Below are 25,538 nucleotides of genomic sequence, written 5' to 3' on the forward strand. Positions count from 1 at the left end.
TATTTTTATGCCGAGAACAAGAACTCTGTCCTATTTGTTCAATTTTTGTTCAATTGATTAAAATCAAATTAGCATCCCTGCCTTGGTTCATTAACAAATCCAACATGGATAAGTTTGGTTGAAATACATTTCCAAAACATTGGGGATATACCAATTCCTTATAAACGTTTCTATCTCGCCAATCTTGCTTAGCTTGGATATGATTCCAAAATACATCTTTATCTTCTATTTCAAACGATTCAGATAAAGAATAATTCATTTTTCTACCTAAAATTCGACTGAACAATTCAATGAATTCAATATTTAAATCTACTAAAAAATTTAATTTTTTCGCAAAAATAGACCGTATATATGGCTCAAAATATTCGAAATAAGGTGCTTTTCCGTATGCAGCCTGAATAGCTCCTTGATGAATCCTCAGCCAATTTTGTCCATAGTCAATGCGTACATCTTTCATCAGTACTTTAGCTGCATGAATATGTTGAATAGGAACTGTTAATGTTTCAATTCCGTTAGCACCTAAAATCAATGCTCGATTTCGATAGGTTTGCTTTAAGAAATGCTCGTAGACTTCGAATTGAACTTGATCTTGGGAAAGAAGTAAGGTAAAATATTCTATACTGGGTAAATAATGGATCTCAATGCGCATTCCCAAAAATTAATCGGATATTTGTAAAATTAATAGAATAAAGCCAATTAGTTCAGAATTCAAATGATGTTTTTCTTTAAGTTATTAGGTCAATTACCCTTATTTATGCTTTATGGAATAGCCAATATCCTGAAATGGGTATTTTATGGGCTAATTTCCTATCGAAAAAAGGTCATTTTAGGTAATTTAAGTCGTTCTTTTCCTGAAAAATCAGCAAAAGAAATAAAGCAAATAGCTTTTCAATTTTATGGATATTTAACAGATCAATTACTGGAGTTTTTTAAGGGTGTTTCTTTAACGGATAATCAAGTCCTGGATCGCGTAGAGTTAAATAATCAAGAGATTGTTCAGAATTATATAAACCAAGGAATTCCTGTCATATTGGTAGCTGGGCATCAGGGGAATTGGGAGTGGGCGATACATCGTTTGGCCTTGACAAAAATCACCAATGATATTGTCTATCAAAAACTAAGTAATCCTGCATTCAACGAGTTTAGTAAACAAGTCCGTCAAAGGTTCGGAAATATCGTGTTAATGGAAAAAAGGGAGTCCGTAATTTTAACAAGAGACAGAAAAAATATTCCAAGAGTTATATGTTTAGCAGCAGATCAGGCACCACAAAAGCCTGAAACGGCTTATTGGACTAACTTTTTGAATCAAGAGACAGCCTTTTTCACGGGTATGGAACGCTTTGCAAGAGAATATCAATATCCCGTGGTATTTGCAGAATTAATTCGCAAAAAAAGAGGTCATTATTCGATGACTTATGAGCTATTGGCTGAACCAAGTTTTGAGAATTTACCCCACGGTGAAATTATAGAGCGTTTTGCCCGAAGACTAGAAAAATCAATTGTCAAATTTCCTGAACAATATTTATGGTCTCACCGTAGATGGAAACATAATAAACCGGAACATATTTCCATCAAATGGAATTAAAGAAAATCCGAACAATCGCCAGCTCCTTCACGAATAACTTCAGTTTCATCATCTTGAAGATCTATCACACTGGAAGATTGTAAACCTCCAAAATCACCATCTAATACTAGATCAACTTTATTTTGATACATATCAAATATCAGACTTGGATCCGTATAATCTTCAATTTCTAGTCCTTCTTGAGGCAATGTGGTCGTTAATAATGGATGGCCTAATGCCTTAACAATTTCAAGTATGGGCAAATAATTGGGAATACGAATGCCAACCGTTTTCTTACCTTGAACCAAGACAGAAGGAACTTTGGAGCTGGCAGGTAAAACAAAGGTGTAAGGTCCTGGCAAATAGCGCTTTAATGTTTTAAAGGCAAAATCACTTACTTTGGCAAAATTGGCAATTGAACTTAAATCCGCGCAGATAAAAGAAAAGCGATTTTTATTGGGTTTTATTTGTTTGATTTCACAAATACGAGCAATAGCCTGAGCGGATTGAATAGAACAGCCCAAAGCATACATGGTATCTGTTGGATATATAATTACTCCATTTTTATTCAAGACCTGCACCACTTGTTCAATAAGTGCTTGTGAATTATTCTTCTCGTAAATTTTAATCAATTGAGCTTCCATTTTTTAGTCGAGAAGGTGGATAAAAGAAATCATTAGGCTCTTGTTCATTATCCTCAATTTTCACTTGATCAATACTGGCATTGATTTCAAAACCAACCAATAAAATTAGGGCAAAAAAGTATAACCATACCATCAAGGCAATAAGAGAACCAATGGAGCCATATACCTTATTATAACTTGCAAAATTTACTAAATAATAAGAGAATATATTCGTAATGGAAATGGTTAAAATAGAGGCTGTAATGGAGCCTGCATTGAAAAATTTCCAGCGTTTATGAATGGCTGGTGCATAAAAATAAATGATGGAAATCGTCAAAAAGAAGACAGAAAATATAACAAAATAGGTGAGTATTTTTATGAAGTAAAAAGTAAAGTCATAATTAATTAAGCCTTTATTGGCCAAACTATGAACAATTAAATTTCCCACAATAAATACTAAAAAAGCTGTAATAAGCACAAAGGTCAATAGGAAATTTAGAGCGACAGCAATTACTCTTTCTTTAATATAACCCCGATTTTCATTGGTTTTGTAGGTCAAATTAAAAGAACGTATTAAGGCCATAATTCCACTCGTAGAAGCGTAAAGGGCTAAAATAAAACCAAATGATAAGACTCCTCCCCTTTTGTTTCTAACTAATTCCACAACCAGTTCAGACAAATCCTTCAACATACTTTTAGGAATTGATCCTTTTAAAAAACCAATCATCTTGACATCTAAGTTATCTATGGGCAAATAGGCCAACAATGAAAATAGAAATATGATAGCAGGAAAAAAGGCCAGAGTAAAATTATAAGCTACGGCAGCTGCACGAACGTCAATGTCAAATTGAAATATCTTTTGATATAGAATACTTAGAATTCTAGCTAAGACATAATGCTCCTCTAGTTCTTTCCAAATTAATTTAAGTTCACGGAGTATACTTTTTCTCATATTAAAAATATGGCTTTAATACCTCCAACAAATAATCAGGGGCCTTCACCATTTTTTGTCGTTTCATGTCCATGAAAACCAAGGTAGTTTTGCCTTCGTGGATTAATTCTAGCTTAGAATTTAATATTCGATATGAAAATTGAATTCTAACCAATGGTAAAGACAACAAGGTGCATTCAATGGTTAATAGTTCGTCATAATAAGCAGGTGCTAAAAATTTGGAATAATTCTCGTAAACAGGTAAACCTATATGACGATCTTCTAAATCTTTATAACTGACGCCTAAACTGCGCAAGGTTTCCACCCTGGCTATTTCAAATAAGCGGGCATAGTTGCCATAATATACATATCCCATTTGATCCGTATCGGCATAACAAACTCGATATGTAACAGCATGACTAAACATATTACTTAATTTTAAGAGCATCTAATGCTTTTTGATACCTTCTTGCATTTAACATGTGTTCTTCATAGGAGCTAGCAAAAGAATGATAGCCCGAAAAATCTTCTTTAGCACAAAAATACAAATAGGAATGCTTTTCTAGATTTAAAACACGATCAATTACCTGAGGTGAAGGAATGGAAATAGGACCTGGAGGAAGTCCTGTTAATCGATATGTATTATACGGAGAACTAATGGCCGTATATTTTCCAGTAATACGTTTAATCGTAAAATCTTTCCATGCAAAAACAATGGTTGGATCAGCTTGCAAAGGCATATTTGTTTTCAAACGATTCCAATATACTCCTGCTATTCTAGATTGCTCATCTGATTTTTTACTTTCACCCTCTACTATGGAAGCTAAAATTCCAGCTTCTGTAGGAGTCAATGCCAATTTTTTAGCTTTTTCAATTCTTTCTGCCGTCCAAAACTTAGTATACTCTTTGTTCATTTTTGACATAAAAGATTCAAAAGATGAAGTCCAAAGAATTTCGTAGGTATTCGGAATAAACATACAAGGAATTGTCTCCTTATTGAATCCAAATTGACTTACATATTCATTCGAATCTACATGCTTGAATATAAAGGTCGAATCAAAGGGCAATTGCTTGGACAATTTACCAGCTAAATCTTCTTTTAGTCGGAAGGTATTGATAACCAAACGAATGGCATCTTGTCGGCCATTTCTCAACTTTCGAATTATTTCAAAATTACCTGATTCAGAATAAATCAAATACCGACCCGCTTTGACGCGCTCAGGGTATGATAAAACCTTTGCTAAAAAACGGAAACTCAATTGATCTCTAACTAATTTATGTTTTTCTAAAGTATCCAAAACTGTTTGAAAACTTGCACCCTTTGGAATCAATAAAACAAAAGGCTTATCAGCCTTTACATCAAAATTCGGTGTTTTGAATACCTGCCAAACATAATAGGAAAACATAGCCGCCAAAAGCGAAAACACTAAAATAAATATCTTGAATTTTTTATTATCAATCATCTTAGGCTAGTTTAAAGGGTACATTAAATCGATTGGCTAAAGCTTGTAAATCAGCTACGACTGGCTCCAATAATGGAATTCCATTGGCTTTACGCTCCACTTCTAATTCTCTTTCTGGATCACCTGGTATAATGACTTTCTTTCCCTCAACGGCTTGAGCTGAACGGAATCTTTGTATCCATTTATCCATATCTTGTTTAAATTCATCTGCAGGTCTAAAGGCGTCAATGCGCATAGCGCCTAAAAAATGACCTGTACCTATACCAACGGTCTCACCTGCCGACATAAATCCTGCCGTGGCAAAAGGAGGCACCCAAGGTCCGAAATTGGCACCAGATAAAACACCTGATAAAATATCTACCATGGCACCTAAAGCATATCCTTTATGTGAACCATGTTCTCTATCTCCACCCAATGGAAGTAAAGCACCTCCATTTTTGATGGCAAAGGCATCATTACAAGGATTTCCATCGGCATCTTGAACCCAACCGTTGGGAGTATTAAGTCCTTTTCTTTGTAAAATTTCCAATTTTCCATAAGCTACAGCAGTAGAAGCAAAATCTGCCACAAAGGCAGGTTCTGTTAATGCAGGAATTGCCATGGCCACTGGATTAGTACCTAATAATTTCTCTCTTGAAAACGTAGGTGTGACTAAAGGAGCAGCATGGGTCATCGCCCAACCAATCATTTGATGCTCCAGAGCTTTCATGGCATGATAACCTGCAATACCAAAGTGATTTGAATTACGGACAGCTATCCAACCTGTACCTGCCTTTTCTGCTTTTTCGCAGGCAATTTCCATAGCATAAGGTGCTACCACCAAGCCAAGACCTTTATCTCCATCAATCACCGCCGTAGAAGGAGATTCATGAATAATCTTAATCTTAGGATTGGGATTAAGTCTACCATGATCAAATAAACGAACATAACCTGCCAAACGGGCTACACCGTGAGAATCTATTCCACGTGCATCCGCAGAAACTAAAACTTCAGCAGCTAATTGCGCTTGATTTTCAGGAGTTCCAATGGATTCGAAAACCGAAGCCACAAAATTTTGTAAGCGGGTAAAATCTGCTTGCATAGTCTAAAAACAAAGCACAAAGATAAAAATATTATGGGGGAATAAAACTTTTGACAGCTAGCCAACGTTCTTTTGCTATATTCGTTTTATCGAATTTCACATCAACAAATTATGCAAACTTCTAATCTCATTGAATTAGGTCAGTCTTTCTGGTTTTGGGTAGCACTTATTTTAATTGCCGTTATTATACGAGACGTTTTCATTCAAAAAAGTCATACCATCACTCACAATTTCCCTATTGTAGGGCATATTCGGTATTGGATCGAGCGGATCGGTCCAGAAATTCGACAATACATCGTAGCGAATAACCGGGAAGAGCTTCCGTTTAACAGACAGGAACGTTCATGGATTTATGCATCCTCTAAAAATGAAAATAATTTACAAGGTTTTGGAAGTGATCAAGATTTTAATTCTCCTGGGTATATCTTCATAAAAAATGCTATGATGGGCTATAATCCTCCCAAGGATCATCCATTTAGATCTAATCCTGGCGTTATTCCTGCGGCCAAAATCATAGGTGCCTATCATGAACGAAAAAGACCGTATCGCCCATATTCGGTAGTTAATATTTCTGGAATGAGCTATGGTTCATTATCTGCCAAAGCTGTGGAATCCTTGAACAAAGGAGCCTATTTAGCGGGATGCTTTCATAATACGGGTGAAGGCTCGTTATCGCCCTACCATCAAATGGGGGCTGATATTGTATTAAATATCGGAACGGCCTATTTTGGTGTTAGGGATTTAGATGGTAAATTCTCCATGGAAAAATTAGTTGAAAAGGTACAAGCCAACCCAAGGTTAAGAGCCATTGAACTGAAATTATCGCAAGGAGCAAAACCAGGTAAGGGTGGCATGTTACCTGCCGCCAAGGTCAATAAAGAAATTGCAGATATCCGTCACATACCTATCGGAAAGGATGCCTTCTCCCCTGCTTTTCATTCTGAATTCTCCAATATCCCAGAAATGGTTGATTTCATTGAAAAAATGGCAGAGGCAACTGGATTGCCAGTGGGTATCAAATCAGCTATAGGAAAGCTAGAACAATGGGAAGAATTGGCATTATATATGAAAAAAACAGGCAAAGGTCCTGATTTCATTACCATAGATGGTGGAGAAGGAGGAACAGGTGCAGCGCCGCATGCCTTTGCAGACCACGTATCCATGCCATTTACTTTTGCTTTTGCCAAAGTGTATCAGATCTTTCAAAGACAAGAATTATCTCAACACATCTTTTTCATCGCCTCAGGTAAATTAGGCTTTCCTGAAAAAGCCTTAATGGCCTTTGCTATGGGTGCTGACTCTATTAATATAGCCCGAGAAGCCATGATGTCGATTGGTTGTATTCAGGCCCAAAAATGCCATACCAATCATTGCCCAACCGGGATTGCTACTTCCAACAAATGGTTGCAAGCCGGTATCGATGTAACCTTGAAGAGTGAGCGATACTATTTATACCATTATACATTAATCAAAGAAATCGGTGAAATTACACATGCTTGTGGTTATGAGCATCCATGTCAATTAACCATGGATGATATCGAATTCTCCATGGGTGATAATAACCGTACTATCGCCTTATCCAAATCATTGGGCTACCATAAGGATCCTGTAAAATATGGAAGTTTCCATGATTTATTGGCTTGTTCTCATTTAGGTGGAGAAGGTGCAAGAAAACGATTGACATTTGCAACTAAGGTTTAGAAAGGTTTGGTTATCTTTGTACTATGTTATCTATATCCAATCTAAGTTTCTATTTCGGTAGTAGGGCATTGTATGAAAATGCCAATTTGCACATCAAACCTAAAACCAAAATTGGCCTCATTGGGGCCAATGGTACAGGGAAATCTACTTTACTTCGCTTAATTTCTGGCGAATACTCCCCTGATGGAGGAAATATTTCCAAGTCGGGAGAATGTACCATCGGTTTTCTCAATCAAGATTTATTATCCTATCAAACAGATGATAGTATTTTAGAAGTAGCCATGCAGGCCTTCGACAAGCAATTAGAGCTTCAACATAAAATTGATGCTGTCTTGCACAAGATGGAAACCAATTATGAAGATAAGGATGTTGATGTTTTAGCGAATCTACAAGAAGATTTTGAACGTTTGGATGGATATACCATTCAAGCCAAGACGGAGGAGATTTTAGAAGGTTTGGGATTTAACACCGAAGATTTATCCAGACCCCTACGCTTATTTTCTGGAGGATGGAGAATGCGGGTCATGTTGGCCAAATTACTATTACAAAAACCAGCTTTATTGCTGTTAGATGAGCCAACTAACCACTTGGACTTACCTTCCATTGAATGGGTAGAAAAATACATCCATGATTATGAGGGTTCCATTGTTGTGGTTTCTCACGATCGTTATTTCTTAGATAGAACCATAGACCATATCGCAGAGGTTTCCAATGCGAAAATTACTTTATATCCAGGTAATTTTTCCTTCTACATGGAAGAGAAAGCCTTAAGAAATGAAGTACAAAAAGGAGCTTTTGAAAACCAGCAAGCCCAAATTCGCCAGACAGAGCGATTTATAGAACGCTTTAAAGCGAAAGCATCTAAAGCTAAACAAGTTCAATCACGTGTAAAAGCATTGGATAGAATTGATATCATTGATGATGTCATTGATGAAAAAGCAAAAGTTAATTTCAAATTTAATTTTGGTACACAACCAGGCCGATTCATCCTTTTTTTGGAACAAATATCCAAAGCATATGGCGAAAAAATCATCTTAAAAAACACCTCGGCAACCATAAATCGTGGTGATAAAATTGCCTTAATTGGGGCTAATGGTAAAGGTAAATCTACCTTATTGAGAGTTATTTCGGGAACGGAGAAAATAGAAGGAGAAAGAAGATTAGGCCATAATGTGATTGAATCTTTTTTTGCTCAGCATCAGTTAGAAAGCTTACAAGTAGAAAATTCACTTTTAGATGAATTAAAATCCACTGGTACAGCAAAAACTGAAATGGAATTACGAAGTATCTTGGGATGTTTCTTATTTTCAGGTGAAGAAGTATTCAAAAAAATTAAAGTGCTCTCAGGAGGTGAAAAATCACGCGTAGCCTTAGCAAAAGTCTTGATTTCTCAGGCTAACTTCTTATTACTTGATGAGCCAACCAACCACTTGGACATGCAGTCGGTGAATATTTTGATTCAAGCATTGCAGCAATACGAAGGCAGTTATGTGGTTGTTTCCCACGATCGCTTCTTTGTTTCACAAATTGCTAACAAAATTTGGTACTTGGAGGATTATGAAATCAAAGAATATCCTGGCACCTTTGAAGAATACGAAACTTGGCAAGAAACAAGAAAATCAGAATTGCCTAGTGGAAATAAAAAGGTTTCCGAAAAGCCAAAACCTGAAATTGAGAAAACGATTGCACCTATAACTCCTGTCGTAAATAATGCCAAACAGATTGAAAAATTGGAGGCTAAAATCATGGAATTGGAAAACAAGAAGGAAGAAATTGAATCAAAAATGTCCGAATTAGCTCAAAGTAATCAATTTCAAGAAATGAAAACTTGGGAAGTAAAATTAAAAACAGTAACAGAGGAATTAAGTGTTGTGATGAATGAATGGGAAACCCTAATCGCCTAACATGAAGAAAATCCCTGGTTTGATCTTCCTGTTTTTATTGATGAATTTCTCCATTATTGGACAGATCATGAATAAAAAATTTAAAAGCGAAGTACAAACCATTATTTTAAGTAAATCCGAAGAAAAAACCATCATTACCGATAATCCAGTAATAGACCTAGGTACCCAAGGAAATTATCAAATTTGCTTTGATGATTTAGTGATGAAAAACCTGACATATCACCTTCGTGTTATTCATTGTCAGTCTGATTGGAAGCCTTCGAATTTATCCGAAATTGAATATTTACAAGATTTCAATGACATTCCTATTCGATCACCCAAAAACTCCTTTGGTACCAAAATCCCCTATTTACATTATCAAATAGGACTACCTAAGGTTCGAATCAGCGGCAATTATATAGCCATGGTCTACGCTCAAAGAAATAAAAGGGATACCGTATTTACCAAGCGCTTTTCCGTTTATGAAAACGCCATTACTGTGGCAGCAAAAATCTCCTTTGCGAGGCCTAATCATCTCCGTAATACGCATCAAGCAATTGATTTAACGTTGATTTATCCCAATCAACTCATGTTAAACTCAGACGAAGGAATACAGGTCATTCTAAGAAAAAATTACCAGACTAAAAATTGGTTGGATAAAATTCCAAGGGCACAAATTAATGGACAAGATAGAAAAATCACCTTTCCGTTCTATGATAATGAAAATGTGATTCCAGGAGGGAATGAATTCAGGTTAATCAATTTATCTAGTACCCAGCAAAAAATGACTTTTGTCGAGAGTATTCGTCAATATGATGCCTACACTGAAGTGAGTACTCAATTAGAAGTACCTCAAGGAAATTATTCCTATGTCCAAAGGCCTGATTTTGATGGTTCTTTTGTGATTGACCATTATGAAAATGGAAATTCTAATGTATCATCAGATTATATCTGGTGTATTTTCCAATTAAAAATGGAGGAATTGGCTAATGAACAAATTTATGTGGTGGGTGCTTTTAACCAATTTGAAAAAAGCCCCGATAATCTCATGGAATACAATGCTTCCAAACAGATGTATACGAAGAGAATTCGCTTAAAACAGGGAATTTATAACTACCAGTTTGTAAGTAATAAACCTAATAACATGTTAGAAGGAAATTACTCACAAACTGAAAATACTTATGAGGTACTTGTCTATTTTAGAAAACCTGGAGACCGCCACGATTCTTTATTGGGATACAATAAATTATTATTTCCTTAAACATTAAATCTAAAGTGCATGATATCGCCATCTTGTACGACATATTCTTTGCCTTCTACACTCATCTTTCCAGCTTCTTTACAAGCAAGTTCTGTTTTTAAGGCCTCATAATCAACCAATTTAATTACTTCAGCACGAATAAAGCCTTTTTCAAAATCGGTATGTATCACACCCGCTGCTTGTGGAGCCTTCCACCCTTTTTGGATAGTCCAGGCACGTACTTCTTGCACACCAGCCGTGAAATAGGTAATCAGATTCAATAAATAATAAGAACTACGAATCAATTTACTTAAGCCAGATTCTGTAAGGCCATATTCACCCAAAAACATAGCTCTTTCATCCAAATCTTCGATTTCAGCAATCTGAGCTTCTAAAGCAGCACAAACCACGATTACTTCAGCGTTTTCGGCTTGCACATTGGATCTTAATTGATCTACATATTCATTACCTCCTTGTGCTAGCGCGGACTCATCCACATTAGCTACATAAATAACAGGCTTATCTGTAAGCAAATATAAATCTCCAATCGCAGCAGCTCTTAATTCTGGATCCATAACTACAGTACGAGCAGATTTCCCTGCTTCTAAGGTCGCTTTAAATTGCTGTAAGGCTGCCAATTCTTGTCTAGCCTTGGCATCACCAGCTTTTGCTGCTCTTTCTGTTTTAGATATCTTTTTGTCTACTGATTCTAAATCCTTCAACTGCAATTCCATATCAATGATTTCTTTGTCACTAACAGGATTGACACGTCCTTCTACGTGCACAATATTTTCATCGACAAAACAACGTACCACATGAATAATAGCATCTACTTCACGGATATTAGCTAAAAACTTATTTCCTAAACCTGCTCCTTGTGATGCACCTTTCACCAACCCTGCAATATCTGTAAACTCGATCACAGTAGGTAAAACACGTTGAGGCTTGACTAAAGCCTCTAAAATAGATAAACGATCATCTGGTACGGTGACAATACCCACGTTGGGTTCTATCGTACAAAAAGGGTAATTGGCTGCTTCTGCTTTATTAGAAGAAATAGCACTAAATAAAGTTGACTTGCCTACATTAGGTAAACCGACAATTCCACACGTTAATCCCATAGCTTATTTAAAATGAAGCGCAAAAATACGCTTAAAAATTAAAAAAGCCCCTGTTTGTACAGCGGCTTTTTAGTAAATAGTAAGTATTTTTTATTCCCACTTTAAATCTGAACCTCCAAACTCATCTTCATCGCGGTTGAATTGTGTAAAATCAACATCGGGCATTAATTCTGTCTTCACATGATCCACTGCTTCTTTCAATCCATCCATGAATTTATCGAAATCCTCTTTGTAAAGGAACATTTTGTGCTTTTCATACACAAACCCATCTTCTTTCTGGTGACGGCGACTTTCTGTTATTGTAATGTAATAATCTTGTGAACGAGTTGATTTAACATCAAAAAAATAAGTTCTTTTACCCGCACGAATTCTTTTTGAAAACAATTCTTCTCTGTCTCTTTCTTCCACTTTAAATAAGTATTTAAGTTTTACAATGCGTAAATCTACTATTTATTCTTAATCACTCAAAAAATATATAGGAAATTTACTATCAAAAAATGAGCATTTTTTGCACAAAAAACAGATTATCTTAAATTATAAGTATAAAAATTACACAATAAGCAGGTAATTTGATAAGTTGCATCATGACTTCGTATAAGATCATACTATTTACCCTAATCTATCTCTTCATTTTCCCGGTCCAGGCACAAAACCTGGGAGATGAAAGTTATGGTATTGCATCTTATTATTCACTTAACTTTTACAATAAAAAAACGGCGAACCAAGAGGTATTAAATAGAAAAGAATACACCGCGGCTCATCGAATTTTTCCATTCAACACCTTAGTAGAGGTTACTAATTTATACAATAAAAAATCAGTCATAGTTCGTATTAATGACCGAGGTCCGTATAAATCAGGACGAATCATTGATTTGACAGAAATTAGTGCTAAAAAGCTAAATATTAGGAATATAGGTATATCCAAAGTTCGTTTAAAAATCATTGGATTTGAAAATGAACAAATGCTTATTCCATACCAGCATTTGGAAATGGAAACAGGCCCCAAATTCAGTTCTAAATATTACCAGAAAACACGACTTAAATACAATAAAAAATACCGCCTAAAAAGACATATTCGCCATCGTTCTTACTTAGTTAAAGGTAAAAAGAAAGGTACTGTGAATAAGAAACGTAAAAAGAAAATTAGTTATGCTAAGAAAAGTAGCAGAAGAACAAGCAAGTAATTCCTTGTCCATCCTAGCAGAAGAAATCAGCCAAGAGCTATACCATGGAAAACATCGGAGTGCCTTTCATGGATATTCCTCTGAATTTAAAGAATATAAAGCATATCAAACGGGTGATAATTTAAAGCAAGTAGACTGGAAGTTATACGGGAGAACCGATAAGCTATTTACTAAGCACTTTCATGATGAATCAAATATCAGTGCTTACTTTTTCATTGACTTATCATCCTCCATGTTTTTCCCAAGGGAAAACCTTGAAAAAATTAATAAATCCATCCAAATCATCGCCGTTTTATGTAAGATTTTACAAAAGCAAAGAGACAAATTTGGAATCCTGGGTATTTCCAATGAACTACTTTGGGAAAGTCCGTTATCCAATACCAAAGGGCATTTACATGAAATTTATACGCAGCTAGAAGATTTGGTACAAAGGGAATCCTTGGAAAAAATCAGTCAACTCCCTATTATTTTATCCAATAAGGTAGCTGCGATTGGCCAAAGAAAGATTGTTTTCATACTAACTGACCTACTTTTCAACGATCAAGACTATGCCTTATTTTTACAGAGTCTATCGGAAATAAAAGCAAATAAAAATAGTATTAAAATCCTGCACGTTTGGGATCAAAGTGAAAGACAACAAGATTCAGCATTGGGAAGTATTTTACAATACAAAGACATAGAAACGAATCAAGTTCTTTCTTTACCGATTGAAGAGTGGAATCAATTACAAGTAAAACAACAAAGTGTCTTTATTGACCAGCGAATCAATCCACTACTTAGCAAAGGCTACCAGTATCATTCTTTATGTGTGAATGATAGCCTTTTTGAGCTTTTACGACAAATTATTTAATACCTAGCTCTTTTTGACGGTTTTCATAGAATGAGATAAAATCTTGGATTTTATCCGTTGGAATCTTCTTCCCTATAATTCGCTTATTTTTATCTAATATGTAGATAATGGGAGTCGAGTAAATATCAAATGTTTTAAGAAAATCGGTATAATATTCTTCTTTACCTGTTTTAGCATTTAGATGAATATCTACTCCGTTATAGATGGATTCCATTTTGAACTCTTTGATAAAATCAATCCATTGTTGCTTATTTCGTGCAATGGAAGTGGCCAAAACTGAAATTTTCTTAGATTTAAAATAGTTAGCTTGAGCCATCAATTTAGGCGTTTCTTCTTTACAGTGACTGCAATCTGGATCATAAAAATACACCAAGGTATATTCTCCAGGTATGGAGGAAGTAGTTAATCGTTTACCAGTAGGATCGGATAAATACAACTCGGGAATTCGCTTACCGATTAATAATGGTTTTAAAACTTTGATTCGATCTCTCATTTGACGAACGGTGGTCGTATCCCATAAAGCGGCTTCACCTACATAGTATTTTTCACCCATGTGGGCGAATGCAGCATCCGTACCAACAATGTTAGAGGTCTCATACGTACTAGAAATCTTATAGATGACGTATCGTCTGACATCCCTATTTTTAATCTTGGTCAACAGAATATCGGCATCTTTAATGATGGAATCAGGCTGTTGAACCACTAAATCCTCAAAATACTTTTCTAGTTTTCTCTGTAAAAATGGGGTACGAATGAAACGCTCGTCGTTTAAATCAAGGTTATCAAAGAAATGTTTTTTGTAATAAGTAAACTGATATTGGAAAAACTCGGTACTATCTTTTGAAGTACTAATTTTCTTTTTGAAAGGAGGAATTTCTGGTTCAAATGTGGCCTTTACTAATTTAGACACAAATAATTGTTTATTTTTCTCAAACCAGGATTGCTGGAATTGAACAATTTCTTTTCGAACCAAAGCAATTTGAGAAGGGTCTTTTTTCTCCATTTCCAATTTCCTTAAATCCACATATCGTTTTCCCATTTCCTTTTGAAATCCGAAAAATGCTTCGTTTTCTACCGAACTTTGAAATTTCATGTGATTAATTGGATCCAATGTATCCGTTTCAAAGGAAAAATTGGTGTTCCCAAGTATGACATCTAAGTATTTATTTTTGGAAAAACTTATTAAATACAGACCTTTAGGTAATTCTTCTTTTCCTTGAAATACAAAGTTACCTTGTGCATCTGCTTGTGCTGTATCTTTAATCACCTGTTGAGTAGAGCCAAAATAATGGGCTAAATAGATTTCTCCGTGGGTAATACCATGTATCTTACCTTTAATTAAAAAACCTGCTGGAGTAGTGGCTGGGGGGGTTGTCTTTTTTACTTGGGCGATTGATCCAAATACGCTTAACATGATGCTACATGCCAAAAAAAATACTTTCATATATTTAATTAAATTTACAGGCTAACGAATATAAAATTACAATGTTTTACATACTATCTAAAATATTAGACATCTTACTTTCTCCAACAGTTTGGATATTAATCCCTTTGGCGATCGCTTTGATGTTAAAAAAAGTTAAACAGATAAAAATTGCTGTATTGTGCTCAATTTTCATTCTATTTTTAATGACCAATGCCACTGTTTGTAATTATTTTCTTCAACGTTGGGAAATAGATACACCAGACATTGGGAATGGAAAATCGTATACTTGGGGAATTCTTTTAACGGGCGGAATGATCAAATACACGGATAGCCATCCTGAACGAATCTCTACAGGTGAAGTAGCTGATCGAATGATGCAAACATTTCAATTGTATCAACAAGGATCGATCAAAAAAATACTTATTACAGGTGGAAATACAAGTATTTCAAATTTAACCATTGATAATTCTAATGAATCGGTCAATGTGAAACGTCTATTAATAAAAATGGGAGTACCTTCTCATGATATATTTATAGAAAACAAAGCAAGAAATACCTTTGAAAATGCTCTATATTCGAGTCAAATGCTAAAAAACTACCTTGAACACGATACGGTGGTAGTCATTACTTCAGCGATGCACCTAAGACGATCCATCAAGTGTTTTGAAAAGCAAGGATTTAAGATAAGGCCGTATGCTGCTGACATATTAAAAAAGGATACACCTCAGGGTATCCTTTCATATTTAAAACCTAGTGAAAAAAGCTTGCAAACAAACTATCAATTACTTCGAGAAATTGTCGGTATGATTGTTTACAAATTACAAGGATACATCTAAGTAGATAAAATTTCAACCATACGAATCAAATCTTCTGAAACGGGTTTCTTTTTGGTGATGGTATCATGGAAAGGGGTATATACCAATTGGTTATTCACAACACCAGCCATCACATTCTTTTCTCCACGTAAAAGCCCTTCCAAAGCACCTAGTCCTAATCTACTAGCTAGTATACGGTCAGCAGCCGTGGGAACACCACCACGTTGAATATGTCCTAAAGTAGTCACTCGAATATCTAATTCGATTTTCATTTGATCTTTAATCTTCTGAGCTACTTTTTGTGCATTTCCTTCTTCATCTCCTTCAGCAACAATCACAATGGAAGAAGATTTCGCTTTTGAAAAGCCTTTTTGTAACGTTTCCATGACCTCACTTACTGGAGTTAAATTTTCTGGAATCATTACAGCTTCGGCACCACCAGCAATTGCACATTGAATGGCGATATAACCAGAATCACGTCCCATTACTTCTATAAAAAACACGCGATCATGTGAATCTGCAGTATCTCTAATTTTATCGATAGCATCTAGTGCTGTATTTACTGCCGTATCATAACCGATGGTGTAATCGGTTCCATACAAATCATTATCGATAGTACCTGGAGCACCTACACATGGAATTTTAAATTCATTATAAAATATTTCTGCTCCTGTAAATGTACCGTTACCGCCAATTGCAACTAAACCTTCAATTCCTTTGGCCTGCAATTGATCATAGGCTTTCTTACGGCCTTCCGTGGTTAAAAATTCTTTTGACCGAGCTGACTTTAGGATGGTTCCTCCTCTTTGAATAATGTTACTAACTGATTGTGAATTTAATGGAATAATATCTCCATTAATCATACCATTATATCCCCTTACAATTCCATAAACCTCTACTCCATGATAAGCGGCACCTCGCACAATGGCACGAATACAAGAATTCATTCCTGGGGCATCTCCTCCTGATGTATATACTGCTATTTTCTTCATCAAATGTTGTTTTACTAATAAAATGATAAAAACAATCCTAACCTGGATAAATTTTCACTATTAGCTACAAATTTAAGCTTTAAAATGGCTCTCCAAAACACTTAAATTTATTTTTTCGATAAAATTCAAATATAAATTAGCCTTAGTAAATTGCACCTTCAAAAAATATGTCAATTATGTCTCAAAAATCGAATGACTTTCTTTACGAATATTTAAATAATGCATCCCCTACTGGTTTCGAGATGTCGGGACAAAAAATTTGGTTGGATTATTTGAAACCCTACTTAGACGAAAAAATAATCGATATCTACGGAACTGCTGTGGCCGTAATCAATCCAGGAAAACCATATTCAGTCGTTATAGAGGCTCATGCCGATGAGATTTCATGGTTTGTAAACTACATCGATGAAAATGGCTACTTGTTTTTACGTAGAAATGGGGGCTCTGATGCCTTGATTGCTCCATCCATGCGTGCCAATATTCATACCAAAGATAAAGTTATCAAAGGCATTTTTGGTTGGCCTGCCATACATGTGCGTGATACTACGAAAGATAAGGCCCCTACAGTTAGCGATATCTTCATTGATTGTGGTGCATCGAATAAGAAAGAGGTGGAAGAAATGGGCATACATGTAGGAACTGTGGTTACTTTTGAGGATGGCCTTATGGAATTAAATGAAAAATATTTAGTTGGTCGCGCCTTAGACAATCGCATTGGTGGTTATATGATTGCACAGGTTGCCAAACGATTAAAAGATAATAACATCGAATTACCCTTTACCTTATACGTGGTAAATGCTGTACAAGAAGAAATTGGACTAAGGGGAGCTGAAATGATTGTGAAGCGTTTAAAACCCGATTTAGCCATCATTACAGACGTAACGCATGATACGCAATCACCCATGTATAATAAGAAGACTCAAGGTGATATGGCATGCGGAAAAGGACCTGTGATTTGTTATGGTCCTGCGGTTCAAAATAATGTAAGAGATTTCATTATTGACATCGCCAATGAAAATAAAATTGAATTCCAAAGACAAGCTGTTTCTAGATCCACGGGGACCGATACCGATTCCTTTGCTTATGCTACGGAAGGGGTCGCTTCAGCATTAATTTCCCTACCATTAAAGTATATGCATACTACCGTAGAAATGATCGCTAAATCCGATATGGAAGCAGTCATTGATCTAATTTATGCTTGTTTACTGAAGGTAAAAGGAAATGAAGATTTTAGATACTTTAGTTAGGAATTAAGAATGTAGAATGTAAAATGAAGAATTAATTGGCTATTCTACATGCTACATTCTACATTCTACATTCTACATTCTACATTTATCTCAGGTATCGCTCAAAAAACTCATACGTTCTTAACATCTGGTCCAAACGCTGGCGGTTATTACCTGCACGAGTAATTTCATGGGTTGCACCGGGGTGACGAACATATTCAACATCACGCCCCATCACTTTCAAGCTTTTATACAACATTTCTGATTGAATTACCCCCGTTCTCAGATCTTGTTCTCCATGAAATATGATCAAAGGGGTTCGGATGTTCTGCACATATGTCAAAGGTGATTCTTTATCTAAAATAGTCCTTGCTTGCTTTTCCCAAGGATATCCTCCAAAATAATTAGGAACTAATCGCCATGCATTTCCTTCTCCAAAAAAGGTTGATAGCTCATATACCCCCCGTTGAGAACAAGCCGCTTTAAATCGATTGGTATGCCCTAACATGTAAGAAACTAGGTAGCCAGCGTAAGATCCGCCGGTAACAGCTAATTTTGATGTATCTGCCCAACCTTCTGAAATGCATAAATCTAATGCTTGCATCACGTCAGACATAGGCCCTTGGCCCCAATCTTTCACATTAGCTCCCATAAACTCCGTTCCATATCCACCACTACCTCGCGGATTGGAATATACAATACCATATCCTTTGGCCGCAAAATATTGATATTCATGCCACATGCTAGCTTCTCCCGTTCCCCACATGGCTGTTGGGCCACCATGAATTTCTAACAATAATGGATACTTTGTATTTGATTGGAAATTACTGGGTTTCATGACCCAATAATCAACAACCAAGCCTTTACTATTTTTGAATGTCTTTTTGCTGGCTAAACTAATGACTTTATCTTTTAGCCAAACCGTGTTAAACTCAGTCAAGGCATTATCCCTTGGATTGGATTTAGTCGAAAAGTATAATTCCGATGGGTTCGTAATTTTTGTTTTAGCATAAATAAACTGTCCATCTTTCTGATCAAAACCAAGCACACCCTCATCCGATGAACTTAAAGACTTCAATTTCCCTTGGGCAATATCGTATTCAAAAAGAGGAACTCCTCCATGATCTTGCGCACTAAAGTATAAAGTGGTTTCATCTTTTGACCATGACCATTGTGTAATAATTCGATCCAAAGGAATGATTTTTTGGTAATAGGCTACTGGGTTTAATGCTATAATTTTGGCAACTGGACTAGGAATTCCACCTACTTTTAGTTCAAAGAAAGCCAAATATTTACCATTAGGTGAAACAGAAATATTGGAATAACGGTAGCCCGGTTTTTCAACTAAAGTTTGAAAAGTATTGGCTACAGCATCATAAATAGCAATGGTATTATCCAAAACCTTATCAGGATGTCGTAACGTATCAGCCGGCATACATACAACAAAGCTTTTACCTGTTGTTAGCTCTTTCATTTCATCTATCCTTCTAAATGGATTCGCGAGTAATTCGGGTTTTGTATTTCCTAAAACAGAAGTTTTAAAGAATGCAGGAACGGACAATTCTCCCGTAGTCGTACTTTCTTCCTGAAAGTCGAGCTGGTTAATAACTTTCGCTTTTTTATCTTTTTCATTTTGAAATAAATAAGCTCTTATTTCCTCGATATTCCCATCTGGATTTGCCTTGATGGATTTCTTTTGAAAGTTTGACCAATTATAACCTGGTTTTTCAAGTGTCCATGAAGGAATCCAAGAACGCTTATTGTACAACGTGTCCACCAAGAATTCCTTAACTGAAAGTTCTGAACTAAAAAAGATACTAGATCCATCCTTCGACCATTCAGGAGCAGAAACTCCGTAAGGAATAGAAGTAATGGGATAGGCCTCTCCTCCATTCAAAGGCAATATGAATAGCTGAGGTTTATCACCTAAAAGCCTAACAAAGCTAATGTACTGACCATCGGGACTCCAAGAGGCAGAAGAAACCGACAATTTACCAGAGGTCAAAGCTCGAGATTCCTTACTGGTTAAATCGCCCAAATACAAATGGTTTTGGTAAGCGAATTCTCCTTTTTTATCCAGATCTTCCACGATGGACTTAAGCAAATAAATATACTTTTTGCCATCGGGTGAAAATTGTGGTTGAGAAACCGTTTTAATTTTCAATAAATCAGTTAATTCAATTTTCTTACTTTGGGAATTGGCTGAAAAACAAGCCAATAATATCAAAATGAGCGTTAATAGTTTTTTCATATTTGTTGATTTAATAATATAATCCTTTCCATTTTATTTGTTGAATTGCCTGCTCTTCATGTGCTTTTAAAGATTCTAATTCTGGAATTTCTATTAAATGCTCTATGCCTATGTATTGTTTTGAAAAATTAGACAAAATTTCATCAAAGACTAATTCTACACGAGCAACATGGTAAGCTGATGTAATAATAACTAAAGATTTTACAGGGTAATCAACTAATACACATTTACTTTTTACGGCATCATCCACCGTATTGGCAGATAAAGCCGAAGGTAAAAATGAATGTTCAGGAACTCCTTTGGACATTAACTTATTTTTCAATAAAGTAGAATGTGCCCAAGGACTGGTATTAAAATGTGCACCAAATCCACCTGTACATAAAATGGGTCTGGCTTTTTTTTGATACTCTTCCCAACAATAATTGACACGATCTATGGCAATAGCACCTAATTGACCATCGGGTGAATTGGGAGAACCTAACACCAACAATACTTCTTGAAAGTTCATAAAAAAAGGTCTCCAAATTGGAGACCTAAATTTATTAAATAATGTGGCCAATTAAAGCAATTTTAAAATTTCTTCTCCGATGGCATCAGTCCCTAAAATCATAGATGGATCCGTGGTTTTATCGGCGATATCACGTGTACGGAAACCTTTCTTCAGAACTTGATCAATCGCTGAAATGATGGCTTCTGATTCTTCTTTCATACCAAAAGAAATATCCAATAATAAAGCAGCGGATAGAACAGATGCCATTGGATTGGCTAAACCTTTACCTGTGATATCATGAGCTGATCCGTGAATTGGTTCATAAACCCCCGTACCATCACCAATAGAAGCTGAAGCTAGCATTCCCATAGATCCTGCGATTTGAGAAGCTTCATCGGTCAAGATATCACCAAACAAATTTGCTGTTACTACTACATCGAAACGCGTTGGCTCTTTAATTAAAATCATGGCCGTAGCATCCACAAATTGGTATTCTACTTCGATATCAGGGTACTCTAAAGCTAATTTTTGAATTTCTTCTCTCCATAAACGTGAAGATTCCAATACATTCGCCTTGTCTACTGAAACTAATTTTTTACGACGGGTTCTAGCAGCCTCAAAAGCTTTACGACCAATTCGTTGCACTTCATAACGGCTATATTCAGCGACATCATAGGCTGTATCACCATTATTTTTACGTCCCTTTTCTCCAAAATAAATATCACCAGTTAATTCACGGAAGAACAAAATATCTGCTCCTTTAAGGATTTCTGGTTTTATACTAGAAGCTCCTAAAAGCTCATCAAATAACTTAATAGGGCGTAAATTGGCATATAAACCCAATTCCTTCCGCATTTTTAATAATCCTTGCTCTGGACGCACCTTTGCAGATGGATCATTGTCGTATTTTGGATGACCTACTGCTCCAAATAAAACGGCATCCGAATTTCTCATTTTTTCCAATGATTCAGCAGGAAGTGGATCTCCGGTAGCTTCAATAGCTACGTGACCAATTAAAGCTTCATCATAAGTAAACTCATGATTAAATCGTACTGCAATTTTGTCTAAAACTTTTTTACCTACAGCGGTAACTTCCTGTCCAATTCCATCACCTGGAACAATTAAAATATGCTTCTTAGCCATTTGTATTATTGTATGTTACTAAATCAAATTCAACATTTTTTGGGTTGCCTTAATGGCTGAAACCGTTTGATCACAATCTAATCCACGGGTAATTAACTCTTTACCTTGATGAGACCAAGTTATAATGGTTTCACACAGTGCATCAGAATCTCCTCCGGGCGGAATCCTAACTGCATAATCCTTCAGTTGTGGCAATTTCTTACCATTCTTTTGGAATATAATTTCCAAAGCATTCACAAAAGCATCATATTGACCATCCCCTTGGGCATGTTCTTCATAAACTTTTCCGTCGATGGAGATTTTCAAAGTTACAGAAGGGCGTAATTCTTTACTATGCGTTAACACATAATTCAATACTTGAACCCGTTCTTCGATGGTCGAACTATCCAATACATCCGAAATGATATAAGGTAAGTCATTCGGAGTTACAACTTCTTTGCGATCTCCTAATTCAATAATACGCTGGGTTACTTTCTTCAAATCTTCATCTGAGAGTTGGATACCCAATTGCAATAAATTATTCTCAATATTGGCTTTACCACTAGTTTTACCTAGAGCATATTTACGCTCACGACCGAATCGTTCGGGCATTAAATCATTGTGATATAAATTATTCTTTTTATCACCATCTGCGTGAATTCCTGCGGTTTGAGTAAAAACATTTTCACCTACAACAGGCTTATTGGCTGGTATTCTGAAACCAGAAAAAGTCTCCACCAATTTACTTACAGAGTACAATGATTTCTCCTCAACTGAAACTTCAACCTCTTTTTGATAATCATTAATCACGGCAATCACACTAGCTAAAGGAGCATTTCCCGCTCTTTCTCCCATGCCGTTCACTGTTAAATGAAGTCCATGAACTCCATTTCTAACCGCTTCTAAGGCATTGGCTGTTCCTAAATCATAATCATTGTGTGCATGAAAGTCGAAATGAACATGAGGGTAACGTGTAACTAATTCAGAAATAAAAGATGCTACTTCAGAAGGTATCAAAATGCCTAAGGTATCGGGCAACAAAATACGATCAACTGGTAATTGGCTCAAGAAATCAAGGTAGGAAATCACATAATCTTTTGAATTACGCATTCCATTTGACCAATCTTCTAAATAGACATTTACTTTTAAGCCCTTAGAAATGGCAAGTCGGATAGTCGCTTCAACTTCACTAAAATGCTGTTCAGGTGTCTTTTTTAATTGAAACGTCAAATGATTTAAAGACCCTTTGGTCAATAAGTTCATCACTTTGGCACCAGCATCTAACATCCAGTTGACAGATGTTCCACCATCCACAAAAGTCAATACTTCCACTTTATCCAAAAGACCATTTTTACTGGCCCATTCTGTGATTTTTTTCACAGCTTGAAATTCGCCTTCCGACACACGTGCCGAGGCAATCTCAATGCGATCAACTTTTAATTCAGTTAATAGCAATTGAGCTATGGTTAATTTTTCACTAGCAGAAAAGGATACCCCACTGGTTTGTTCACCATCGCGAAGGGTGGTATCCATGATTTCAATATGACGTTTCAAGGAATTATCGATTGGAAGCAAAGGATACGATTTCGTCTTTCATAGCTTGTAAATAATCTATGTCGTCAAAACCATTTAATAAATTATGTTTTTTATAACCGTTGATATCAAAACTTTCAGAAGCTCCGGTAGAAACAATGCTGATGCGTTGTTCTTCTAAATTCACTTCAAATTCTGCCTTAGGGTCATTTTCAATTGCTTCAAAAATGAGATGCAAAAACTCTGGACTTACTTGTACAGGTAAGATTCCTACGTTAATGGCATTTCCACGAAAAATATCAGCAAAGAAAGAAGAAACCACACATCTAAATCCATAATCATAAATAGCCCAAGCGGCATGCTCACGGCTACTTCCTGAACCAAAATTCTTCCCTCCTACCAAAATCTTTCCTTGGTATGTTGGATTGTTCAATACGAAATCAGCTTTGGGTTGATCATTTTTATCGTATCTCCAATCTCTAAATAAATTATCTCCAAATCCTTTACGCTCCGTTGCTTTTAAGAAACGAGCTGGGATGATTTGATCTGTATCTACGTTCTCAATGGGTAATGGAACGGCAGAACTTTTTAATACACTAAAACTATCGTAAGCCATAATGGTCTAATTTAAACAACTTATAAAAACTCTCTTGGGTCAGTAACCACACCGGTTACGGCAGCCGCAGCAGCGACTAATGGACTAGCCAATAAGGTACGAGAACCTGGTCCTTGGCGTCCTTCAAAATTACGGTTGGAAGTACTTACAGCATATTTTCCAGCTGGAATTTTATCATCATTCATCGCTAAACATGCCGAACAACCTGGTTGACGTAATTCAAATCCTGCATCAGTCAGGATTTCAAAAATACCTTCGTCCTTAATTTGTTTTTCCACAATGTGTGAACCTGGTACAACCCAGGCCGTAACATGTTCTGCTTTTTTGCGACCTTTAATAATAGAAGCAAAGGCTCTGAAATCCTCGATGCGACCATTTGTGCAAGAACCAATAAACACATAGTCTACTTTCTTCCCAATCATGGCATCATCTTCGGCAAATCCCATATAATCTAAGGATTTTTCATAAGTAGCGACACCACCTTCTACATCCGTGGCTTTTGGAATGTGCTTAGAAATACCCATGCCCATACCGGGATTAGTTCCATAGGTAATCATGGGCTCAATATCCGATGCATTAAAATTGATTACCAGATCAAATACGGCACCATCATCTGTTTTTAGCGTTTTCCAATAAGCTAATTGCTTATCCCAATCAGCACCCTTAGGCGCTAATTCACGGCCATCTATATAGTCAAACGTTGTTTGGTCTGGAGCTATCATACCACCACGAGCACCCATTTCAATAGAAAGGTTACAAACGGTCATTCTACCTTCCATGGACATATTTCTAAATACATCACCAGCGTATTCTACAAAATAACCTGTGGCACCAGAAGTTGATAATTTAGAAATGATGTATAAAGCCACGTCTTTAGGTGTTACTCCTTTTCCTAGGGTACCATTGACGTTAATAATCATTTTCTTAGGCTTAGGCTGCATGATGCATTGCGATGAAAGCACCATTTCTACCTCAGATGTACCAATACCAAAGGCAATAGCACCAAAAGCACCATGCGTAGAAGTATGTGAATCTCCACAAACAATAGTCATACCCGGTAATGTAATACCATTTTCTGGCCCTACTACGTGAACGATACCATTTTTTGGATTTCCCAAACCCCAATGCGAAATACCATATTTACTTGTATTTTTCTCTAACTGTAACAACTGATTCGCAGATAAAGGATCCTCAACAGGTAAATGCTGGTTAATGGTTGGCGTATTATGATCTGCCGTAGCAAAAGTTTTTTCAGGAAATAATACACCGATACCTCGTGTCTCTAAACCTAAAAATGCAACAGGACTAGTTACTTCATGAATGAAGTGACGATCTATAAAAAAAACGTCTGGACCATCTTCGATCTTACGAACGACATGAGAGTCCCAAACTTTATCAAAAAGGGTGCTGGGAGTTTTGCTCATTA

The 25,538-nt window shown here is 36.1% G+C and carries 24 protein-coding genes; 8 read left to right on the plus strand and 16 right to left on the minus strand.

Annotated features, from left to right (window positions below):
* Positions 1-49: 49 nt before the first annotated feature.
* On the minus strand, positions 50-649 hold the full coding sequence (locus G9H65_RS04510) for a WbqC family protein (protein WP_166374312.1): 600 nt from the start codon (positions 647-649) through the stop codon (positions 50-52).
* A gap of 63 nt (positions 650-712) precedes the next feature.
* Here G9H65_RS04510 and G9H65_RS04515 point away from each other — a divergent pair, with 63 nt between their 5' ends.
* Positions 713-1,585 (plus strand): lysophospholipid acyltransferase family protein, encoded by an 873-nt coding sequence (locus tag G9H65_RS04515; RefSeq protein WP_166374146.1) that lies wholly within the window; start codon positions 713-715, stop codon positions 1,583-1,585.
* Here G9H65_RS04515 and G9H65_RS04520 read toward each other — a convergent pair.
* The 5 genes from G9H65_RS04520 to G9H65_RS04540 are packed head-to-tail and all read right to left on the minus strand — an operon-like array spanning position 1,582 to position 5,662.
* Positions 1,582-2,208 carry an L-threonylcarbamoyladenylate synthase gene (locus tag G9H65_RS04520; RefSeq protein ID WP_166374147.1) on the minus strand — a complete coding sequence of 209 codons (627 nt, stop codon included), beginning with the start codon at positions 2,206-2,208 and terminating at the stop codon, positions 1,582-1,584. The two genes, G9H65_RS04515 and G9H65_RS04520, sit on opposite strands and share 4 nt — an antisense overlap.
* Positions 2,189-3,139, minus strand: a complete 951-nt coding sequence (locus G9H65_RS04525; RefSeq protein WP_166374148.1) for a YihY/virulence factor BrkB family protein — start codon at positions 3,137-3,139, stop codon at positions 2,189-2,191. Before G9H65_RS04525 ends, G9H65_RS04520 begins: the two co-directional genes overlap by 20 nt.
* A 1-nt stretch (position 3,140) precedes the next feature.
* Positions 3,141-3,545, minus strand: coding sequence for an acyl-CoA thioesterase (locus G9H65_RS04530; RefSeq protein WP_166374149.1), 405 nt, complete (start codon positions 3,543-3,545; stop codon positions 3,141-3,143).
* Between the two features lies 1 nt (position 3,546).
* Positions 3,547-4,581: an endolytic transglycosylase MltG gene (gene mltG, locus G9H65_RS04535; RefSeq protein WP_166374150.1), complete on the minus strand. Its 1,035-nt coding sequence runs from the start codon at positions 4,579-4,581 to the stop codon at positions 3,547-3,549.
* A 1-nt stretch (position 4,582) separates the two neighbouring features.
* On the minus strand, positions 4,583-5,662 hold the full coding sequence (locus G9H65_RS04540; protein WP_166374151.1) for an Ldh family oxidoreductase: 1,080 nt from the start codon (positions 5,660-5,662) through the stop codon (positions 4,583-4,585).
* Between the two features lie 111 nt (positions 5,663-5,773).
* Between G9H65_RS04540 and G9H65_RS04545 the strand changes: the two genes are divergently transcribed.
* From G9H65_RS04545 to G9H65_RS04555, 3 genes are read left to right on the plus strand one after another with little or no spacing between them, the layout of a single operon-like run.
* A complete protein-coding gene (locus G9H65_RS04545; RefSeq protein WP_166374152.1) occupies positions 5,774-7,363 on the plus strand; it encodes an FMN-binding glutamate synthase family protein in 1,590 nt (529 codons plus the stop codon).
* Positions 7,364-7,386: 23 nt separating this feature from the next.
* Complete coding sequence (locus tag G9H65_RS04550; protein ID WP_166374153.1) at positions 7,387-9,267, plus strand: ABC-F family ATP-binding cassette domain-containing protein; 1,881 nt, start codon at positions 7,387-7,389, stop codon at positions 9,265-9,267.
* A gap of 1 nt (position 9,268) precedes the next feature.
* Positions 9,269-10,507 (plus strand): type IX secretion system plug protein, encoded by a 1,239-nt coding sequence (locus G9H65_RS04555; RefSeq protein WP_166374154.1) that lies wholly within the window; start codon positions 9,269-9,271, stop codon positions 10,505-10,507.
* On the opposite strand, the gene ychF is transcribed toward G9H65_RS04555, so the two are convergent.
* Positions 10,504-11,607 carry a redox-regulated ATPase YchF gene (gene ychF, locus G9H65_RS04560; protein ID WP_166374155.1) on the minus strand — a complete coding sequence of 368 codons (1,104 nt, stop codon included), beginning with the start codon at positions 11,605-11,607 and terminating at the stop codon, positions 10,504-10,506. The two genes, G9H65_RS04555 and ychF, sit on opposite strands and share 4 nt — an antisense overlap.
* A 90-nt stretch (positions 11,608-11,697) precedes the next feature.
* The gene (locus G9H65_RS04565) at positions 11,698-12,015 is read right to left on the minus strand and encodes a DUF3276 family protein (protein ID WP_109322876.1); all 318 of its coding nucleotides are present in this window, start codon (positions 12,013-12,015) and stop codon (positions 11,698-11,700) included.
* A gap of 176 nt (positions 12,016-12,191) precedes the next feature.
* On the opposite strand from G9H65_RS04565, the gene G9H65_RS04570 reads away from it, so the two are divergent.
* Together G9H65_RS04570 and G9H65_RS04575 are read left to right on the plus strand one after the other, a co-directional pair.
* Positions 12,192-12,791 (plus strand): septal ring lytic transglycosylase RlpA family protein, encoded by a 600-nt coding sequence (locus G9H65_RS04570; RefSeq protein ID WP_166374156.1) that lies wholly within the window; start codon positions 12,192-12,194, stop codon positions 12,789-12,791.
* A complete protein-coding gene (locus tag G9H65_RS04575; RefSeq protein ID WP_166374157.1) occupies positions 12,757-13,641 on the plus strand; it encodes a DUF58 domain-containing protein in 885 nt (294 codons plus the stop codon). The genes G9H65_RS04570 and G9H65_RS04575 overlap by 35 nt, the downstream gene beginning before the upstream one ends.
* Here the strand turns inward: G9H65_RS04575 and G9H65_RS04580 are convergent.
* Positions 13,634-15,085 carry a TlpA family protein disulfide reductase gene (locus tag G9H65_RS04580; protein WP_166374158.1) on the minus strand — a complete coding sequence of 484 codons (1,452 nt, stop codon included), beginning with the start codon at positions 15,083-15,085 and terminating at the stop codon, positions 13,634-13,636. The two genes, G9H65_RS04575 and G9H65_RS04580, sit on opposite strands and share 8 nt — an antisense overlap.
* A 41-nt stretch (positions 15,086-15,126) precedes the next feature.
* Here G9H65_RS04580 and G9H65_RS04585 point away from each other — a divergent pair, with 41 nt between their 5' ends.
* Positions 15,127-15,903, plus strand: coding sequence for a YdcF family protein (locus G9H65_RS04585; protein ID WP_166374159.1), 777 nt, complete (start codon positions 15,127-15,129; stop codon positions 15,901-15,903).
* Here the strand turns inward: G9H65_RS04585 and pfkA are convergent.
* A complete protein-coding gene (pfkA, locus tag G9H65_RS04590; RefSeq protein ID WP_166374160.1) occupies positions 15,900-16,874 on the minus strand; it encodes a 6-phosphofructokinase in 975 nt (324 codons plus the stop codon). The two genes, G9H65_RS04585 and pfkA, sit on opposite strands and share 4 nt — an antisense overlap.
* Before the next feature lie 176 nt (positions 16,875-17,050).
* Between pfkA and G9H65_RS04595 the strand changes: the two genes are divergently transcribed.
* Positions 17,051-18,121, plus strand: coding sequence for a M42 family metallopeptidase (locus G9H65_RS04595; protein WP_166374161.1), 1,071 nt, complete (start codon positions 17,051-17,053; stop codon positions 18,119-18,121).
* An 85-nt stretch (positions 18,122-18,206) separates the two neighbouring features.
* Here G9H65_RS04595 and G9H65_RS04600 read toward each other — a convergent pair whose 3' ends face one another.
* Genes G9H65_RS04600 through leuC form a run of 6 tightly spaced genes read right to left on the minus strand, consistent with a single transcriptional unit; the run spans position 18,207 to position 25,536 of the window.
* Positions 18,207-20,351, minus strand: coding sequence for a S9 family peptidase (locus G9H65_RS04600; RefSeq protein ID WP_166374162.1), 2,145 nt, complete (start codon positions 20,349-20,351; stop codon positions 18,207-18,209).
* Positions 20,352-20,361: 10 nt separating this feature from the next.
* A complete protein-coding gene (locus tag G9H65_RS04605; RefSeq protein ID WP_166374163.1) occupies positions 20,362-20,859 on the minus strand; it encodes a YdcF family protein in 498 nt (165 codons plus the stop codon).
* A 51-nt stretch (positions 20,860-20,910) separates the two neighbouring features.
* On the minus strand, positions 20,911-21,984 hold the full coding sequence (gene leuB, locus G9H65_RS04610; RefSeq protein ID WP_166374164.1) for a 3-isopropylmalate dehydrogenase: 1,074 nt from the start codon (positions 21,982-21,984) through the stop codon (positions 20,911-20,913).
* An 18-nt stretch (positions 21,985-22,002) separates the two neighbouring features.
* On the minus strand, positions 22,003-23,496 hold the full coding sequence (locus G9H65_RS04615; RefSeq protein ID WP_166374313.1) for an alpha-isopropylmalate synthase regulatory domain-containing protein: 1,494 nt from the start codon (positions 23,494-23,496) through the stop codon (positions 22,003-22,005).
* 25 nt (positions 23,497-23,521) lie between these two features.
* Positions 23,522-24,112, minus strand: a complete 591-nt coding sequence (gene leuD, locus G9H65_RS04620; RefSeq protein ID WP_166374165.1) for a 3-isopropylmalate dehydratase small subunit — start codon at positions 24,110-24,112, stop codon at positions 23,522-23,524.
* 20 nt (positions 24,113-24,132) lie between these two features.
* Positions 24,133-25,536, minus strand: coding sequence for a 3-isopropylmalate dehydratase large subunit (gene leuC / locus G9H65_RS04625; protein ID WP_166374166.1), 1,404 nt, complete (start codon positions 25,534-25,536; stop codon positions 24,133-24,135).
* Between the last annotated feature and the right edge of the window lie 2 nt (positions 25,537-25,538).

Origin of the sequence: Aquirufa ecclesiirivi, assembly GCF_011250515.1 — a bacterium.
In the GTDB taxonomy this organism is placed as follows: domain Bacteria; phylum Bacteroidota; class Bacteroidia; order Cytophagales; family Spirosomataceae; genus Aquirufa; species Aquirufa ecclesiirivi.